Annotated in this window: 13 protein-coding genes; 9 read left to right on the plus strand and 4 right to left on the minus strand. The window is 70.7% G+C overall.

Going from position 1 to position 13504, the window contains the following annotated elements; translation table 11 throughout:
* Nucleotides 1–134 precede the first annotated feature (134 nt).
* The 4 genes from DM194_RS10050 (at nucleotide 135) to DM194_RS10065 (ending at nucleotide 4872) form a co-directional block, all read left to right on the plus strand.
* The gene (locus DM194_RS10050) at nucleotides 135–1202 is read left to right on the plus strand and encodes a GGDEF domain-containing response regulator (RefSeq protein WP_111067191.1); all 1068 of its coding nucleotides are present in this window, start codon (nucleotides 135–137) and stop codon (nucleotides 1200–1202) included.
* Between the two features lie 135 nt (nucleotides 1203–1337).
* Nucleotides 1338–1904, plus strand: a complete 567-nt coding sequence (locus tag DM194_RS10055; RefSeq protein WP_111067896.1) for a hypothetical protein — start codon at nucleotides 1338–1340, stop codon at nucleotides 1902–1904.
* A gap of 28 nt (nucleotides 1905–1932) precedes the next feature.
* On the plus strand, nucleotides 1933–2454 hold the full coding sequence (locus tag DM194_RS10060) for a hypothetical protein (protein WP_111067192.1): 522 nt from the start codon (nucleotides 1933–1935) through the stop codon (nucleotides 2452–2454).
* A gap of 207 nt (nucleotides 2455–2661) precedes the next feature.
* The gene (locus DM194_RS10065) at nucleotides 2662–4872 is read left to right on the plus strand and encodes a phytoene desaturase family protein (RefSeq protein WP_246024177.1); all 2211 of its coding nucleotides are present in this window, start codon (nucleotides 2662–2664) and stop codon (nucleotides 4870–4872) included.
* A 3-nt stretch (nucleotides 4873–4875) separates the two neighbouring features.
* Here DM194_RS10065 and gluQRS read toward each other — a convergent pair whose 3' ends face one another.
* Both gluQRS and DM194_RS28435 read right to left on the minus strand, forming a co-directional pair.
* The gene (gene gluQRS, locus DM194_RS10070) at nucleotides 4876–5766 is read right to left on the minus strand and encodes a tRNA glutamyl-Q(34) synthetase GluQRS (RefSeq protein ID WP_111067194.1); all 891 of its coding nucleotides are present in this window, start codon (nucleotides 5764–5766) and stop codon (nucleotides 4876–4878) included.
* 199 nt (nucleotides 5767–5965) lie between these two features.
* Nucleotides 5966–6133 (minus strand): hypothetical protein, encoded by a 168-nt coding sequence (locus DM194_RS28435; protein WP_014248815.1) that lies wholly within the window; start codon nucleotides 6131–6133, stop codon nucleotides 5966–5968.
* Between the two features lie 410 nt (nucleotides 6134–6543).
* Here DM194_RS28435 and DM194_RS10075 point away from each other — a divergent pair, with 410 nt between their 5' ends.
* A complete protein-coding gene (locus DM194_RS10075) occupies nucleotides 6544–7107 on the plus strand; it encodes an HNH endonuclease (RefSeq protein WP_042688610.1) in 564 nt (187 codons plus the stop codon).
* A gap of 38 nt (nucleotides 7108–7145) precedes the next feature.
* Here DM194_RS10075 and DM194_RS10080 read toward each other — a convergent pair whose 3' ends face one another.
* Nucleotides 7146–7898 (minus strand): class I SAM-dependent methyltransferase, encoded by a 753-nt coding sequence (locus DM194_RS10080; RefSeq protein WP_111067195.1) that lies wholly within the window; start codon nucleotides 7896–7898, stop codon nucleotides 7146–7148.
* A 194-nt stretch (nucleotides 7899–8092) separates the two neighbouring features.
* Between DM194_RS10080 and DM194_RS10085 the strand changes: the two genes are divergently transcribed.
* The gene (locus tag DM194_RS10085; RefSeq protein WP_111067196.1) at nucleotides 8093–9049 is read left to right on the plus strand and encodes an acetyl-CoA carboxylase carboxyltransferase subunit alpha; all 957 of its coding nucleotides are present in this window, start codon (nucleotides 8093–8095) and stop codon (nucleotides 9047–9049) included.
* A gap of 90 nt (nucleotides 9050–9139) precedes the next feature.
* On the opposite strand, the gene DM194_RS10090 is transcribed toward DM194_RS10085, so the two are convergent.
* Nucleotides 9140–10600 carry a Y-family DNA polymerase gene (locus tag DM194_RS10090; RefSeq protein WP_246024178.1) on the minus strand — a complete coding sequence of 487 codons (1461 nt, stop codon included), beginning with the start codon at nucleotides 10598–10600 and terminating at the stop codon, nucleotides 9140–9142.
* A 302-nt stretch (nucleotides 10601–10902) separates the two neighbouring features.
* Here DM194_RS10090 and DM194_RS10095 point away from each other — a divergent pair, with 302 nt between their 5' ends.
* The 3 genes from DM194_RS10095 to DM194_RS10105 all read left to right on the plus strand — a co-directional run bounded on the left by DM194_RS10095 (nucleotide 10903) and on the right by DM194_RS10105 (nucleotide 13500).
* Entirely contained in the window at nucleotides 10903–11466 is a 564-nt protein-coding gene (locus tag DM194_RS10095; RefSeq protein WP_111067197.1) for a hypothetical protein, read from the plus strand.
* Between the two features lie 111 nt (nucleotides 11467–11577).
* Nucleotides 11578–12072, plus strand: a complete 495-nt coding sequence (locus DM194_RS10100) for a HupE/UreJ family protein (protein WP_111067198.1) — start codon at nucleotides 11578–11580, stop codon at nucleotides 12070–12072.
* 96 nt (nucleotides 12073–12168) lie between these two features.
* Nucleotides 12169–13500: a TAXI family TRAP transporter solute-binding subunit gene (locus DM194_RS10105; RefSeq protein ID WP_246024179.1), complete on the plus strand. Its 1332-nt coding sequence runs from the start codon at nucleotides 12169–12171 to the stop codon at nucleotides 13498–13500.
* Nucleotides 13501–13504 lie beyond the last annotated feature (4 nt).

Consider the following 13504-nt stretch of genomic DNA (forward strand, 5'->3'; position numbering starts at 1 on the left):
GATCCCCCCGCCATCCACACCCTTTCGATAGTCCGATCCGATGCAACGGAGCACGACACTCGGCACCGTTGCATCCGGTACGCCGACATGCTTCCATCCATGCGTGTACCGCGCGCAGCTCCGAGCCGGCAGCCATGTCCAACGATTTCCTGTTCGCCTCGGACGAGTCCCCCGCGACACCGCTCCCGGACCGATCCGACACCGACAACCCGGACCCTCAGTCACCGCCCTGGCTGGTGCTGGTCGCCGATGACGAGCCGGAGGTGCATGCCGTCACCCGGCTGGCCCTGGCCCGCCTGCGCTTCCGCGGCCGCCCCGTCCGCCTGCTGGACTGCGCCAGCGCCGCGGAGGCGGAACGCATCCTGCGGGAAACGCCCGGCATCGCGGTCATCCTGCTCGACGTGGTGATGGAGACGGAGGATGCCGGTCTGCGGCTGGTCCGCACCATCCGGGAGGATTTGGGCAACCGGGCCGTCCGCATCGTCCTGCGCACCGGCCAGCCCGCCCGGATCCCGGAGGAGGAACTCGTCCTCGCCTACGAGATCGACGGCTACACCGCGAAGACGGAACTGACCGCGCGCCGGTTGTTCACCAGCGTGGTGACGGCGCTGCGCGCCTATGCCGCCTTCGAAGCGCTGGAACGACAGCTTGCCGAGCGCACCCGCGCGCTGGAGGAGGCGACCGTCCGCCTGAACCGTCTGGCGGTGCTGGATCCGCTGACCGGCGTATGGAACCGCCGCCGCTTCCTGGAACTGGCGGCGACGGAGTTGGCGCGGGCGCGGCGCTATGGGCGGCCGCTTACGGTCTTCCTGCTCGACCTGGACGGGTTCAAGGCGGTCAACGACGCCCATGGCGACGCCGCCGGCGACGCGGTGCTGCGCGCGGTGGTTAAGCGGATGCGGGCCGCCTTGCGCATCTCCGACCATGTCGCCCGATCCGGCGGGGGAGAATTCGCCGCGCTGCTGCCGGAAACCGACTCCGCCGGCGCCGCCGTGGTGGCGGAACGGGTGCGCGCCGCCCTGGCCGACAGCCCGATCATCGTGGACGGCCGCGCCGTCACCGTCGCCGTCACCGCCAGCATCGGGATCGCCGACTGGCTGCCCGGCGAGCCCGGCGTCGAACAGACCCTGCACCGCGCCGAGCGGGCTCTCCGGGCCGCCAAGCAGGGCGGCCGCAACCGGGTGGAGCGGGCGGCCGGGTAGCCGCTCCACCGCCGGCGACTGTGCGTTTCATGTGAAATATCGTTACAGCGCGGCGATTGAACGGCGAAGAACCAGGGGGTACTCCTATCATTGGAGGCATCCACTCGGATGGTGCTCCCGACCGGGAATCCGCACATGTGGCAGAACTACGGCAACGCGCTCATCTCCGCCTTCGGGCTGGCGGGCCTGGGATTCGGCATCGGCAAGCTCGTCATCCTGCTGGGTGAGCGCGCCATCGAGCGCCGCCACGGGTCGGAAGGGGTGCGCGACGTGATCGCCCGCCGCGCCAAGATGGAAACGAAGTTCGAAGCCCGCCGTGCCGACCGCGTCCAGGAGTTGAAGGAGCTGGACGGCGCGGTGGAGGATGTCCTGCGCCGCCGCAAGGTGCTGGAGCGCCAGATCGAGGAGTCGCGGCAGTCCGGCGAAAGGCTGGTCCGCCTGATCGGCGAGGAGGTCCAGGGCAGCCCCTGCTACGTCGCGATGATCGTGAACAAATATGTCGGCACCAGCGCCGCCCAGCAGAGCCAGCATGCGCTGGTTGACCCCGGCTGGGCCCAGCCGCAGATGATCGAGGTGTGGGCGCGCTCGATGGCGGAGGCGCGGACGGAGATCGAGCGGCGCTACCCGCCCGCCTTCGGTTATGCGGTGACGCGGATGCAGGAGTTCCTGTCCGCCGACGCCCCCATCGCCAAAGCCGGTTGAGAGAAAGCCGGTTGAGAAGGACGCGCCCATGGACAGCATGCCCTACATCTTCGCCGGTCTGGTCGGCCTCGCCTCCCTGTCCGTGTCGATTCTGCTGGCCATGCGCCGGCTGAAGACCTCGGAGGAACGGATCGCCAACGCCGTCTCGCGCAAGCAGGCGCAGGTCGAGCGGATCAAGAGGGTCGCCCGCGCCACGCTTCAGCAGGCCCGCGACCTGCGCGATGCCCGCCGCCGCAAGGAGAAGGCCGAGTTGGGCTGCGAGGAACTGGAGCGGCGCCTTAAGGCCGCCGGTGCCGCCGACCGCCGCATCTATGTTCTGGACGACCGCCGCACCCAGAACGATCAGGGCTGGCTTCTGCGGGTGGTCAACATCGAATACGGCGCCCGCGTCAACGCCAACCTCACCTCCACCGCGCTGGACAGCTGGAAACGCGGCCGCCGCTTCCTGGTCTGGGCATTGGACGAGAAGAAAGCCCGCGAGAAGGTCAACGCCCGCTTCCCCGAGAACAAGGGCTTCACGGTCATGGGCGTGGAGTCCTATCTGGGTTGAAGCCGTGAGTTTTGCGGCTGTCCCCTCTCCCTCGAACAGGGGGAGGGTCAAGAGAGGGGGCACGCGTACACGACAGGTACAGTCCCGCCATGTACTGCCCCGTACGTCCCCGCATTTCACGCATCGCGAACCGCCATACGCCGCAGTTCACGAAGCCAGACCCGCTCCTTACGCAGTTGCGCTGGCACGTACACCCGCCTCCCGCAGATGGTCCTTCGCAGTTTCCACCACCGCGAAGGCACCATCCCGATGCGCACGCCCGTCAAGCTTCCCATCGCGTTCCGTATCCTGCTGGGCTTCTCTCCGTGGCTGCTGTTCGGCGCCGTTCTGCCGCTCGCCGGACTGCTGCCGGCCTCCCTGACCGCGCTGGCGGCCAGCCTCGCCCTCTGCGTCCTCGACAAGCTGCGCGGTTCCTACAAGGCGCCCGAGTTGGTGGCCGCCGCCTTCTTCGCCGTCCTGCCCGCCTGCGGTCCGCTGGGCTGGGACTGGCCGGTCCGCAATCTCGGCCTCACGATCCATCTGGCGCTGTCCGCCATGGCCTTCGGCAGCATCGCCGCCGGCAGCCCCTTCACCCTGCAATACGCCCGCGACGACTGGCCGCGCGAATACTGGCACCTGCCGCAGTTCGTCGCCGTCAACCGGCTGATGACGGCGGTCTGGGGCGTGCTGTTCCTGATCGGCGGTCTGGGCTTCGCCGCCCTGCCCGGCTGGGAGGCCGCTTTCTCCATCGGCGCCAGCGCGCTGGGCATCGTCGCCAACCGGCTGCTGCCGGATTGGATCGTCGGGCGGGCGATGCGGCGCCGGCTGGCGGAGGCCGATCCGCACCCCTGGCCGGCTCCCGCGATCCTGAACCGGACGCGCGCAACGCCGAACGAGCGTGACGTGGTGGTGGTCGGTTCCGGCATCGGCGGTCTGACGGCGGCGGCGCTGCTGGCGCGGGCCGGGGCGCGGGTGACGGTGCTGGAGGCGCATGACCGCCCCGGCGGCTTCTGCACCTCCTGGACGGTCAAGGCGCGCAACCGCGGCGAAGCGGGCGCCGAACCCTTCCGCTACGTCTTCGATGCCGGCGTCCACGACATCAGCGGCGCCCATCCCGGCGGTCCGGTCGACCATCTGCTGCGCTCGCTGGGGGTTGGGGACCGGGTGGGGTGGCAGCCGGTGAACCGCGGCGTCGCGCTGGACGGCAGGTTGCGCCTACTGGCCGATGACGCTGATGGACTGGCAACCCAGATCGCCGCCGACCATCCCGCCAGCGCCGCCGGGGCCGCCGCCTTCCTGGCGGAGATGCGGGCGGTCTATGACGACATGTATCGCGGCTGCCCCGAACGCGGCCTGCCCAACATCCCGCAATCGGTGGCGGCGATGCGCCGCTATGTGACCGACAGCCCGCATGCCATGCGCTGGATGGCCCGCCCCTTCCAGGAGATGCTGGACCATTACATCCCCGACCGCGCCGGCCAGCGCCTGCTGACCGTGCTGACCGGCTATCTCAGCGACCGGGCGGATCTGCTGACCGTCGGCCAGATGGCGCCGATCTTCGGCTACTGGTTTTCCGGCGGCCGCTATCCTGCCGGCGGGTCGCAGGCTCTGGCCGACGCGCTGGCCCAGTCGATCCGCGCCGATGGCGGGGAGATCAGGCTGCGCAACGCCGCCACGCGCATCCTGATCGAGAACGGCCGCGCCGCCGGGGTGAGGACCGCAGATGGCCGTATCATCCGCGCGCCCGCCGTGATCTCCAACGCCGATGTGCGGCGGACCATGCTGGAACTGGTGGGGGCGGAGCATCTGCCGGCCGCCTACGCCGCCCGCTGCGCCGCGATGCGTCCGTCCACCTCGGCCTTCATGGTCACGCTTGGGCTGGACATGATCCCCGACCTGCCGGCGATGACCTTCCTGCCGCGGGATCGGACCGGCTTCGGCATGGCCATCGCCGTTCCGTCCATCCACGACCGCAGCCTGGCGCCCGAAGGGCATGCGGCGGTGTCTCTGCTGCGGCTGGCCCCGGCCGATGCCGGCTGGAACCGCGCCGACCCGGCCTACAAGGCGCGCAAGCGGGCGGAGGGCGACGCGATGATCGCCGCCGCTTCCCGCCTGATCCCCGATCTGGAACGCCACATCATCACCCGGCAGGAGGCCAGCGCCGCCACCTTCGCCCGCTATGCCTACACCAGCGCCGGTAGCATCTACGGCATCGCTCCCGACCAGCAACGCCTGACCCGCCGCAGCCCGATCCCCGGCCTGTGCCTGACGGGCGCCGGCGTCTTCCCCGGCCCCGGCGTGGAGGCCTGCGTCATCTCCGGCCGGCTGGCCGCCGAGGCCTTGCTGGGCAGCGAGCGGCTGACCTCCGATGCATTGCGCAACGCCACCGGGCGGAGCGCCGCCTGCGCTTACCCCCTGCCTGTGGCGCAGATGGGGTGAGCCCTATCCCGCGATCCCTACCCCGCCAAACCCGGCCCCGCCAAATCCGGCCCCAGGGAACCCCGCCAACGCCCGGACCTCTGCCGGGCTGCGGCCTTCGTCGCGGAGCAAGCGCAGGGTCTGGGCGCGGTCGCGCTTGGCCAGCCGCTCGCCCGCCGCGTTCCGCAGCAGGCCGTGATGGTGGTAGTCGGGGGGATCGTAGCCCAGAAGGGCCTGCAGCAGCCGGTGCAGGTGGGTGGCGAAGAACAGATCCTCGCCGCGGGTGACCAGCGTCACGCCCTGCAGATGGTCGTCGACCGTCACGCTGAGGTGATAGCTGGTCGGCGTGTCCTTGCGGGCCAGCACCACGTCGCCCAGCAGTTCCGGGGTCGCCTCCTGCCAGCCCCGGGCGCGGTCGTGCCAGCGCAGCGGCCCGGTCAGCCGGTGGGCGGCGGCCACGTCGAGCCGCAGCGCCCAGGCATCGCCGCGGGCGATCCGCTCCGCCCGCTCCGCCGGCGGGCGGTGGCGGCAGGTACCGGGATAGAGGGGACCGTCGGGGCCGTGCGGGGCGGCGCCGGCCCGCGCGATCTCCGCGGCGATGTCCTTGCGGGTGCAGAAACAGGGATAGAGCACCCCCAGCGACTCGAGCCGGGCCAACGCCGCGCGGAAATCGTCGAAATGGTCGGACTGGCGCCGGACCGGACCGTCCCAGTCGAGGCCGAGCCAGGCCAGATCCTCGATCAGGTCGCGTTCGTATTCGGGGCGGCAGCGGTTGGGATCGATGTCCTCGATCCGCAACAGGAAGCGGCCGGCGGCGCTGCGGGCGGTGGTCCAGCCGAACAGCGCGGAATGGGCATGGCCCAGATGCAGGTGCCCGGTGGGGCTGGGGGCGAAGCGGGTGACGAGATCGCTCATCCCCGCTTTATAGCGGATCGCGCGCCGGACGGGACGCGGGAAGTGACGATCCGGTTGGTATCATACCGGCGGGCCAATGAATTGACCTGCCGTATTGCGTTCAAACGCCACGCAGGCTTTACCGCGCCCCTGGGGGCGCGCCGTCGCCGTCGCGACGGCCGGCGAACGCTCGAAAGGTCAGTTCAAGCGTTCGCCGGTATCAGATGTAGGGGTTGTCGCGGATCGGCTCGACCGGGATCTCTTCGCCCTCCAGATACAGCGCCAGACGGCGGCGCAGCTCGCGATCGAAAGCGTCGATGCGGATCTGGCGCTCACGCTCCTCACGTTCACGGCGCTTCTGGGCGAGGTCGATGATGACGGCGGTCATGGCGAACTTTCCTCGGGGTCGCTTCCGGCCGGCTCGGGCCGGCAGGATCGGCTTGGATCAACGAGGCTCACCATGACGTCGCTATGGTTAACGAGGGGTAAGCGTATAAGCGGGCGCGAGTCTTTTTTCCGGATGTCACAGCCGCCGCGCGCAGTGGCGGACGGCCGGTTCCCTAGCTCCCGCCGGCAATGCCCACAGTGCGAAAAAGGTTACACAACGGTGAAGAAATTCGGCCCCGCCGGGTCACGATGTTGAGTCCGGGCCGCCGATCCACTATGTATCTGGTTGTCCCGGATCGGCGATCCCGCAGTTGGGCCGGCCGCCGGGGCGGAGTACACACCCCCGCGCACGAAGCCGCCTCTGTGTCGCGTGCCGGGATCCAGACACGGTTTCAGACAAGGGAGTGGCCATTGGCTCCACCACCCGATCACTGTCCGGCTCTGGTGCTGAACGCGGATTTCCGCCCGCTCAGTTACTTCCCCTTGTCGCTATGGTCCTGGCAGGAAGCGGTCAAGGCGGTCTTTCTGGAACGGGTCAACATCGTATCGCACTATGACCGGGTCGTCAGATCCCCAAGTTTCGAAGTCCGGTTGCCCAGCGTCATCTCTTTAAAAGAGTTCATTCCGGCAACGCGCCGTCCGGCCTTCACCCGCTTCAACGTCTTCCTGCGCGACCGCTTCACCTGCCAGTATTGCGGCCGCCCCTTCCCCACCCACGATCTGACCTTCGACCATGTGATTCCGCGGTCCCGCGGCGGTCGGACGACGTGGGAAAACGTCATCACCTCCTGTTCCGCCTGCAATCTGGCGAAGGGCGACCGCCTTCCCCATGTCTGCGGCATGATCCCGCTCAGTCCGCCCTTCCAGCCCTCCGCCTACGAGCTGCAAGAAAACGGACGCGCCTTCCCGCCGAACTTCCTTCACGAAAGTTGGCGGGATTTTCTTTACTGGGATTCGGAGCTGGACCCGATGTAGGACCGCGATGCGGACGGGGGCGGGGTCTTGCCGCCGCTCTACGCCACCCGCCCCAGCCTGACCGTCAGCGGCCAGCGGACCCGCCGCTCGCGTTCCGGGTCGCCCCACAGCGGAGCGATCTCCTCCGCGAACGCCTCCAGCGGGTTCCGGCCGAACGCCCTGGACGCCGCCTTCACCCCCGACCAGGTGTTCATGTAGCCGAGCAGCCGGGGCAGCGGCCAGACCGCCTCCATCGCCAGCGGCGGCGCCGGCAATGCCGCGAACGGAAAATCCAGGTCGCGGTAGCCGTTCACCACCTTCCAGCGGTCGGCCGGCCAATAGGGCCCCAGCGTGCCATTGTGGAAACGCTCCACCGCCGCGTCCAGCGCCGGGTCGTCCAGCCGCTGCAGCGCGTAGCAGACCAGCGCCACCGCCGCCCCCGGCTTCGCCGCCCGCCGCACCTCGGCATAGAAGCGGCCGAGGTCGAACCAATGCGCCGCCTGCGCCGCGACGATCAGGTCGCAGCAGCCGTCGGGCAGGCCGCCGGCTTCCGCCGGGGAGACGGCATAGCGGATGTTGGGATGCGGTTCGGCCTGGGCGATCTGCTCCGCGCTGGCATCGGTGGCATGGACCGTTCGGAAGCGGGCGGCCAGCGCGACGGCGACCTGCCCGTTGCCGCAGCCGGCGTCCCAGGCCAGCCCGCGGGACGGAGCCGCATCGGCCAGCGCGGCGGCCAGCCCATCCGGGTATGTCGGCCGGAAAGCGCGGTAATCGCCGGCATGGCCGGAGAAATGATCCTTGAAGGAGGTCATCACCCTGAGTCGCCCTGGAGTCGCCCCGCAATGTTTAGGGTTGGAATTCCCCGGCGGATGAGGATAAACCCTGTGGGTTCGTCGCGGAACCCTTCCCAGGCCGTCCCGCATCTTTCCGCTGTGGCGCAGGCGCGCCGGGCGTGGTAACCAAGCCCGCGCTTTTTCGTGCGCCCCGCCAACCACCCGTGTCCGGCATGCAGACCTTCCTGGAATTCGAGAAGCCGATCGCCGAGCTTGAAGGCAAGATCGAGGAGTTGCGGCACCTGACCAACGCCGGCGACATCAACATCGCCGACGAGGTCGCAAAGCTGCAGGCCAAGGTCGACAAGCTCCTGCGGCAGACCTACGCCAAGCTCACGCCAGCGCAGAAGGTTCAGGTGGCCCGCCACCCCAATCGTCCGCACTGCCTGGACTATGTGCACGGCCTGATCGAGGACTTCACGCCGCTGGCCGGCGACCGCCATTTCGCCGAGGACCGGGCGGTCATCGGCGGGCTGGGCCGCTTCCGTGGCCGCTCGGTGGTGGTGATCGGCCAGGAAAAGGGCAACGACACCGATTCGCGCGTCCGCCACAATTTCGGCATGGCGAAGCCGGAAGGCTACCGCAAGGCCCAGCGCCTGATGGATCTGGCCGACCGCTTCAAGCTGCCGGTCGTCTCGCTGGTCGACACCGCCGGCGCCTTCCCCGGCGTCCAGGCGGAGGAGCGCGGCCAGGCCGAGGCCATCGCCAAGAGCATCGAGCGCTGCCTGCGGCTGAACGTGCCGATGGTCGCCTCGGTCATCGGCGAAGGCGGATCGGGCGGCGCCATCGCCATCGCCACCGCCGACCGCGTGCTGATGCTGGAACACGCAATCTATTCGGTGATCTCGCCGGAAGGCTGCGCGTCGATCCTGTGGCGCAGCTCCGACATGGCCGGCGAGGCGGCCATCGCGCTGCGCCTGATCAGCCAGGACCTGAAGGAACTGGGCGTCATCGACCACGTGGTGAGCGAGCCGATCGGCGGCGCCCACCGCGACCCGGCCGACACCATCAGGAAGCTCGGCGACTGCATCGAGGAGTCGCTGGCCGAACTGGACGGCCTCGACGGCGTCACGCTGCGCGCCATGCGCCGCGAGAAGTTCCTGGAGATGGGGCAGAAGGGGCTGGGGTAAGCCCCGCCTGCCTGCCCCCACATGCCTGCCCTCATGTCTGATGCCCCCTCCCCGTCCCTCCGGGGAGGGTGGTGAGGGGGTGATCGCACCTCACCCCAGGAACCCGTGCAGGAACCAGAGCGGCCATTCCCCCGGCCGGTACAGTCCGGCGCGGAACAGCCAGAAGCGGCGGCCGGCGCCATCCTCCACGCGGTAGTAATCGCGCACGGCCAGCCCCAGCGATCCTTCCGGACGCCACCACTCGCATTCGATCCGCTCCGGCCCCTCGGCCCGGCTCACCCGGTGGCGCAGGCCGCGCCAGACGAACTGCAGCGGCGGGTCGTCGGGCAGCGGGGCGGTGGCCTCGACCGGTTCGGGCGGGGTCAGCAGGCGCAAAGGCCGCGGCCGGCCGGCCGGCCAGGGCTTCGGCGCCGGCAAGGCGTCCACCGGCGCAAGAGGCGCCACGCAGCGTTCCGGCAACCAGCTTTCCCGCGGCACCAGCCGCAGAACCGCCCGCTCCCCCAGCCGCAGAGCCAGCCGGTCGACCAGCTCCGCCAACCCGCCATCGGTCCCCTCGCCGTCGATGCCGGTCTGGATGGCGGTGAGCGGCCCCGTCTCCGTCGCGGACAGCACCAGCGTCTCCAGCCCCGGACCGGGGTCGATCCGCTCCAGCAGCGGGGCGGCCAGCCGGGCCAGCGCCGCCGGGTCGCGGGTCGGGCGGCTGGTGCCGAGCGTCAGGCTCTGCGGTTCGTCGTCCACCCGCTGGTCGGTGCGGTGGGCGTCCAGCCGCAGCCGGCGCACCCCTTGCCCCGCCGCCTCCAGCCCCTTGCACAGCCGGCCCAGCAGGTGGCGGAGCGCCCCGGCGATCGATTCGGGAGTCGCGATCGGCTCGGCGAAGGTCAGGCGCTCGCGGTGCTCCGGCACCGGCCGGCGCGGGGAGATCGGCTCGTCCAGCCGGCCGAAGGCCTGATCGTAGCGTTGCAGCAACCCGCCCCCGAACCGCGCCGCAAGGCCGGCCCGCGGCATGACGTGCAGGTCGCCGATCCGGCGCAATCCCAGCGCATGCAGCCCCTCCGCCGTCTCCGCCGGCAGACGCAGGGCGGCCAGCGGCAGACCGTCCAGCCGCTCCAGCCGCCGGTCCTCCGGGCCGCCGAACCGCACCAGCCCCCAGGCGGCGGCGGGGGTGTCGGCGATGGCGGCGCGGGCACTGAAGCCGGCGGCGCGCAGCCGGCCGGTCAGGTCGGCGGCCAGCGCCGCCTCGCCCTCCCATAAATGGTTGGCGAAGAGATGGGCGCAGCCGGTGATGTCGATCACCACCCCGTCCGGTTCGTCCGCCGCGGTCCAGGGGCTGTAGCGCCGCGCCCAGTCGGCGATGCGGCCGAGCAGGGCCGAATCGGCCTCCGGCGTCGCCTCCGCCACCTCCAGCGCCGGTTCCAGCGCGCGGGCGTCACCGAGGGTATGGCCGGGAGCGATGCCGGCCGCTGCCGCCGCCCGGTTGACCGCCACCACCATCCGCCGCTGGCGTTCCGTCCGCAGCAGGGCGAAGGGACGGCCCCGCAACTCGGGCGGCATGCTCCGCTCCCGCGCATCGGTGGACAGCCGCGGCAGCCAAAGGGCGAGGATGCGGCGGCGTCCTTTCTCCCGACCGGAGGCCCGCCGCGCATCCCCCTCACCCCGGCCTTCTCTCCAGCCTTCTCTCCGGCCCTCTCCCCGGAACGGAGAAGGGGATCGGTGCGGGTATGGGAAGGAGCGAGTCATACGGGGACCGACAATCAGAACAAAGAAAGAACACTCTAGCGCCGGCTTGGCCGCGAGGGGAGTCCCTCCTTTAGGGTTATCTTGCCGAAACGTTTGGTAGTACCGACATTCCGTTCATGATCCCTCATCCCCCGCTTCTCGTCCTCCGCCGCCTGGCACCGCTGGCTTTTCTGCTGGCCGCAGGCGCCTGCGCACCGTCGCAGCTGCGCGACGACGCCCCCGGCCGCGCCCAGGCCGTCCCGCCGGTCTCCAACCAGACAGTCCTCCCGGGAAGCGGGGAGTGGCGGACCTGGAGCCAGATCCAGGCGGAGCAGTCGCGCGCCGGCTCAAGCCCCGGCACCACCGCCGGGCCGCGGCAGGCCGAGGCACCGCAGCCCCGCGCCAACTCCAGAGACCCCGGCTCGGAAAACATCGGCCGGCCGCCCCCCATGCGTCCCCGCGGCAGCTCGTCGCCCCCGCCCGACCCGGCCGCCCTGCCGCAGCCGCCGCGCCCGATCCCGGTGCCGCCCCCGCCCTCCTCGCAGAGCGCCACCGACGCCTTCAAGCGCGACCTGATCCGGCCGGAGGTCGACCGCCTGCGCACCGAAGACGCCATGGGGCGGCTCGACCCGCTGGGCCAGCGCGAGTTGATGCGGCGCGAGAACGACCTGCGCCAATTGGGGGACCCGCTGGCGCGCTAGCATCCCCCCGGCTGCATTCCTCCGGCAACCTCCACCTTGGCGGCTTGACCCCGCCCCCGCTCTGCCGCCATACCGGCCCGGTTATTCGGAACGGACGGAGGATGCGGGCGCATGACGACGGTGACGGGGGCCTTCGGCAACGGGCTGACCACGCCGGTGTGGGTGCTGCAGCATCTGCTGGGCATTCTCGGCATCGGCATGTGGGCGGGACAGGCCGGCGGCACCGCGGTCTGGCAGGTGCCGGCCGCCGCCGTCACCGCGGCGCTGGCGGCGGGCTTCGCGGCGCAGATGGGGCTGCGGCTGCCCTATGCCGGGCCGGGGCTGGCGGCTTCGCTGATCGTGATCGGATCGCTGGTGGCGCTGGGGGTGAGGGCGCCGGCCATTGTGGCGGTTCTGGTCGCCGCGGTCGCCGCGGTGTTCCACGGCCACGGCCTCCAGGGGCCGCCGCTCTACTGGGCCGGCTTCGCCGCCGGGTTGATGCTGGTGGCCTGCGGCGGGCTCGGCCTGTCGATCGCGGTGACGCAGGCCGAGTCGAGCCGGGGGGTGCGCGTGTGTGGCGGTGCGGTAGCAGTCGCGGGCGTTCTCGACCTCGTCGGCGTGATTTGACCGGTTGCGCCTTGAAATGAGGGGGTTGTGCGGGAATCTTTGAAGGCACCCCCCTTCCCAGCCCGGATGACCGGGCCAGACGAACGGAACGCCCCGGTGCCCCGCGCAGCCGCCAAAGCCTGCCCAACTCCGCCGGAGCTTCCCGCTCCGGGGTCTCAGACGCATTCCGACGCGGCCCCCGCGACTCGCCAACCGCCCCGCCGGCTGACCCGCCGGCACCTGCTGGGCGGCTTGGCGCTGACGCCGCTGCTGGCTTCCGCCGGCGGTCTGGCCGGCGGTCTGGTGTTGGGAGGGCGGCCGGCGGCGGCGCAGGAGCTGCGCTATTTCCGCATCGGCACCGGCACCACCGCCGGCACCTATTTCCCGATCGGCGGGCTGATCGCCAACGCCATCTCCAACCCGCCGGGATCCCGGCCCTGCGACAAGGGGGGGAGCTGCGGCATTCCCGGCCTCATCGTGGTGGCGCAGGCCAGCAACGGTTCCGTCGACAACATCGAGATGCTGCGCGCCGGCACGGTGGAAGCCGGCTTCGCCCAGGCCGACGTCGCCTATTGGGCCTACAGCGGCACCGGCAACTTCACCGGCAAGGCTCCCTTCACGGAACTGCGCTCGCTCGGCATGCTCTATCCGGAGGCGATCCAGATCGTCGTGCGTTCCGACGGCTTCATCGACCGCATGGCCGACCTGAAGGGCCGCAGCATCTCGCTGGGCGAGGAAGGGTCGGGCACGCTGGTGGAAGCGCGGCTGATCCTGGACGCCTACGGCCTGTCGGAGACGACGATCACGCCGCACTACCTGAAGCCCGGCATGGCGGCCGACCGTCTGGCGAAGGGCGAGCTGGACGGCTTCGTCATGGTCGGCGGCTATCCGGTGTCGGCGGTCGCGGACGTGGCGGCGCGCGTGCCGATCCGGCTGGTGCCGCTGGATGGCGAGCCGGCCGCCCGGCTGCTGCGGACCCAGCGCTTCTATATAGAGGACGAGATCCCCGCCAACGCCTATCCCGGCAGCGCCCTCACCCCGACGCTGAGCCTGGGGGCAGAACTGCTGACCCGCGCCGACCGCGACCCCGACCTGATCTATGGCATCGTCCGGGCGCTGTGGCACGAGAACACCCGCCGCCTCCTGGCCGACGGGCATCCGCAGGGCCGCAATTTCGATCCCTCCCGCGCGGTCGCCAACGTCTCCGTCCCCCTGCATCCGGGAGCGGAGCGCTTTTACCGGGAGGCCGGCCTGCTGGGCAACGCCGCCAACGAGGAGAACCGCGCGCCCGCATCCACACCGGAAAACGGCGCCGGCACCGGCGGCAAGCCCGCCGAAGACAAGCTGCCGCGGGAAAAGCCGGCTGGGGAAAAGCCGGCTGGGGAAAAGCCTGCCGGGGACAAGGCCGCAAAGGATCGGGCCGCAAAGGACCGGGCTGCGGCGGAGTAGACGA

The organism is Azospirillum ramasamyi, assembly GCF_003233655.1.
Lineage (GTDB): Bacteria > Pseudomonadota > Alphaproteobacteria > Azospirillales > Azospirillaceae > Azospirillum > Azospirillum ramasamyi.

Excerpts from the sequence above, each read along its gene's own strand:
- DM194_RS10050 (WP_111067191.1), top strand. The coding sequence starts at position 135 with ATGTCCAACGATTTCCTGTTCGCCTCGGACGAGTCCCCCGCGACACCG.
- DM194_RS10055 (WP_111067896.1), top strand. The coding sequence starts at position 1,338 with ATGTGGCAGAACTACGGCAACGCGCTCATCTCCGCCTTCGGGCTGGCG.
- DM194_RS10060 (WP_111067192.1), top strand. The coding sequence starts at position 1,933 with ATGGACAGCATGCCCTACATCTTCGCCGGTCTGGTCGGCCTCGCCTCC.
- DM194_RS10065 (WP_246024177.1), top strand. The coding sequence starts at position 2,662 with ATGGTCCTTCGCAGTTTCCACCACCGCGAAGGCACCATCCCGATGCGC.
- gluQRS (WP_111067194.1), bottom strand. The coding sequence starts at position 5,766 with ATGAGCGATCTCGTCACCCGCTTCGCCCCCAGCCCCACCGGGCACCTG.
- DM194_RS28435 (WP_014248815.1), bottom strand. The coding sequence starts at position 6,133 with ATGACCGCCGTCATCATCGACCTCGCCCAGAAGCGCCGTGAACGTGAG.
- DM194_RS10080 (WP_111067195.1), bottom strand. The coding sequence starts at position 7,898 with ATGACCTCCTTCAAGGATCATTTCTCCGGCCATGCCGGCGATTACCGC.
- DM194_RS10085 (WP_111067196.1), top strand. The coding sequence starts at position 8,093 with ATGCAGACCTTCCTGGAATTCGAGAAGCCGATCGCCGAGCTTGAAGGC.
- DM194_RS10090 (WP_246024178.1), bottom strand. The coding sequence starts at position 10,600 with ATGCCGCCCGAGTTGCGGGGCCGTCCCTTCGCCCTGCTGCGGACGGAA.
- DM194_RS10095 (WP_111067197.1), top strand. The coding sequence starts at position 10,903 with ATGATCCCTCATCCCCCGCTTCTCGTCCTCCGCCGCCTGGCACCGCTG.
- DM194_RS10100 (WP_111067198.1), top strand. The coding sequence starts at position 11,578 with ATGACGACGGTGACGGGGGCCTTCGGCAACGGGCTGACCACGCCGGTG.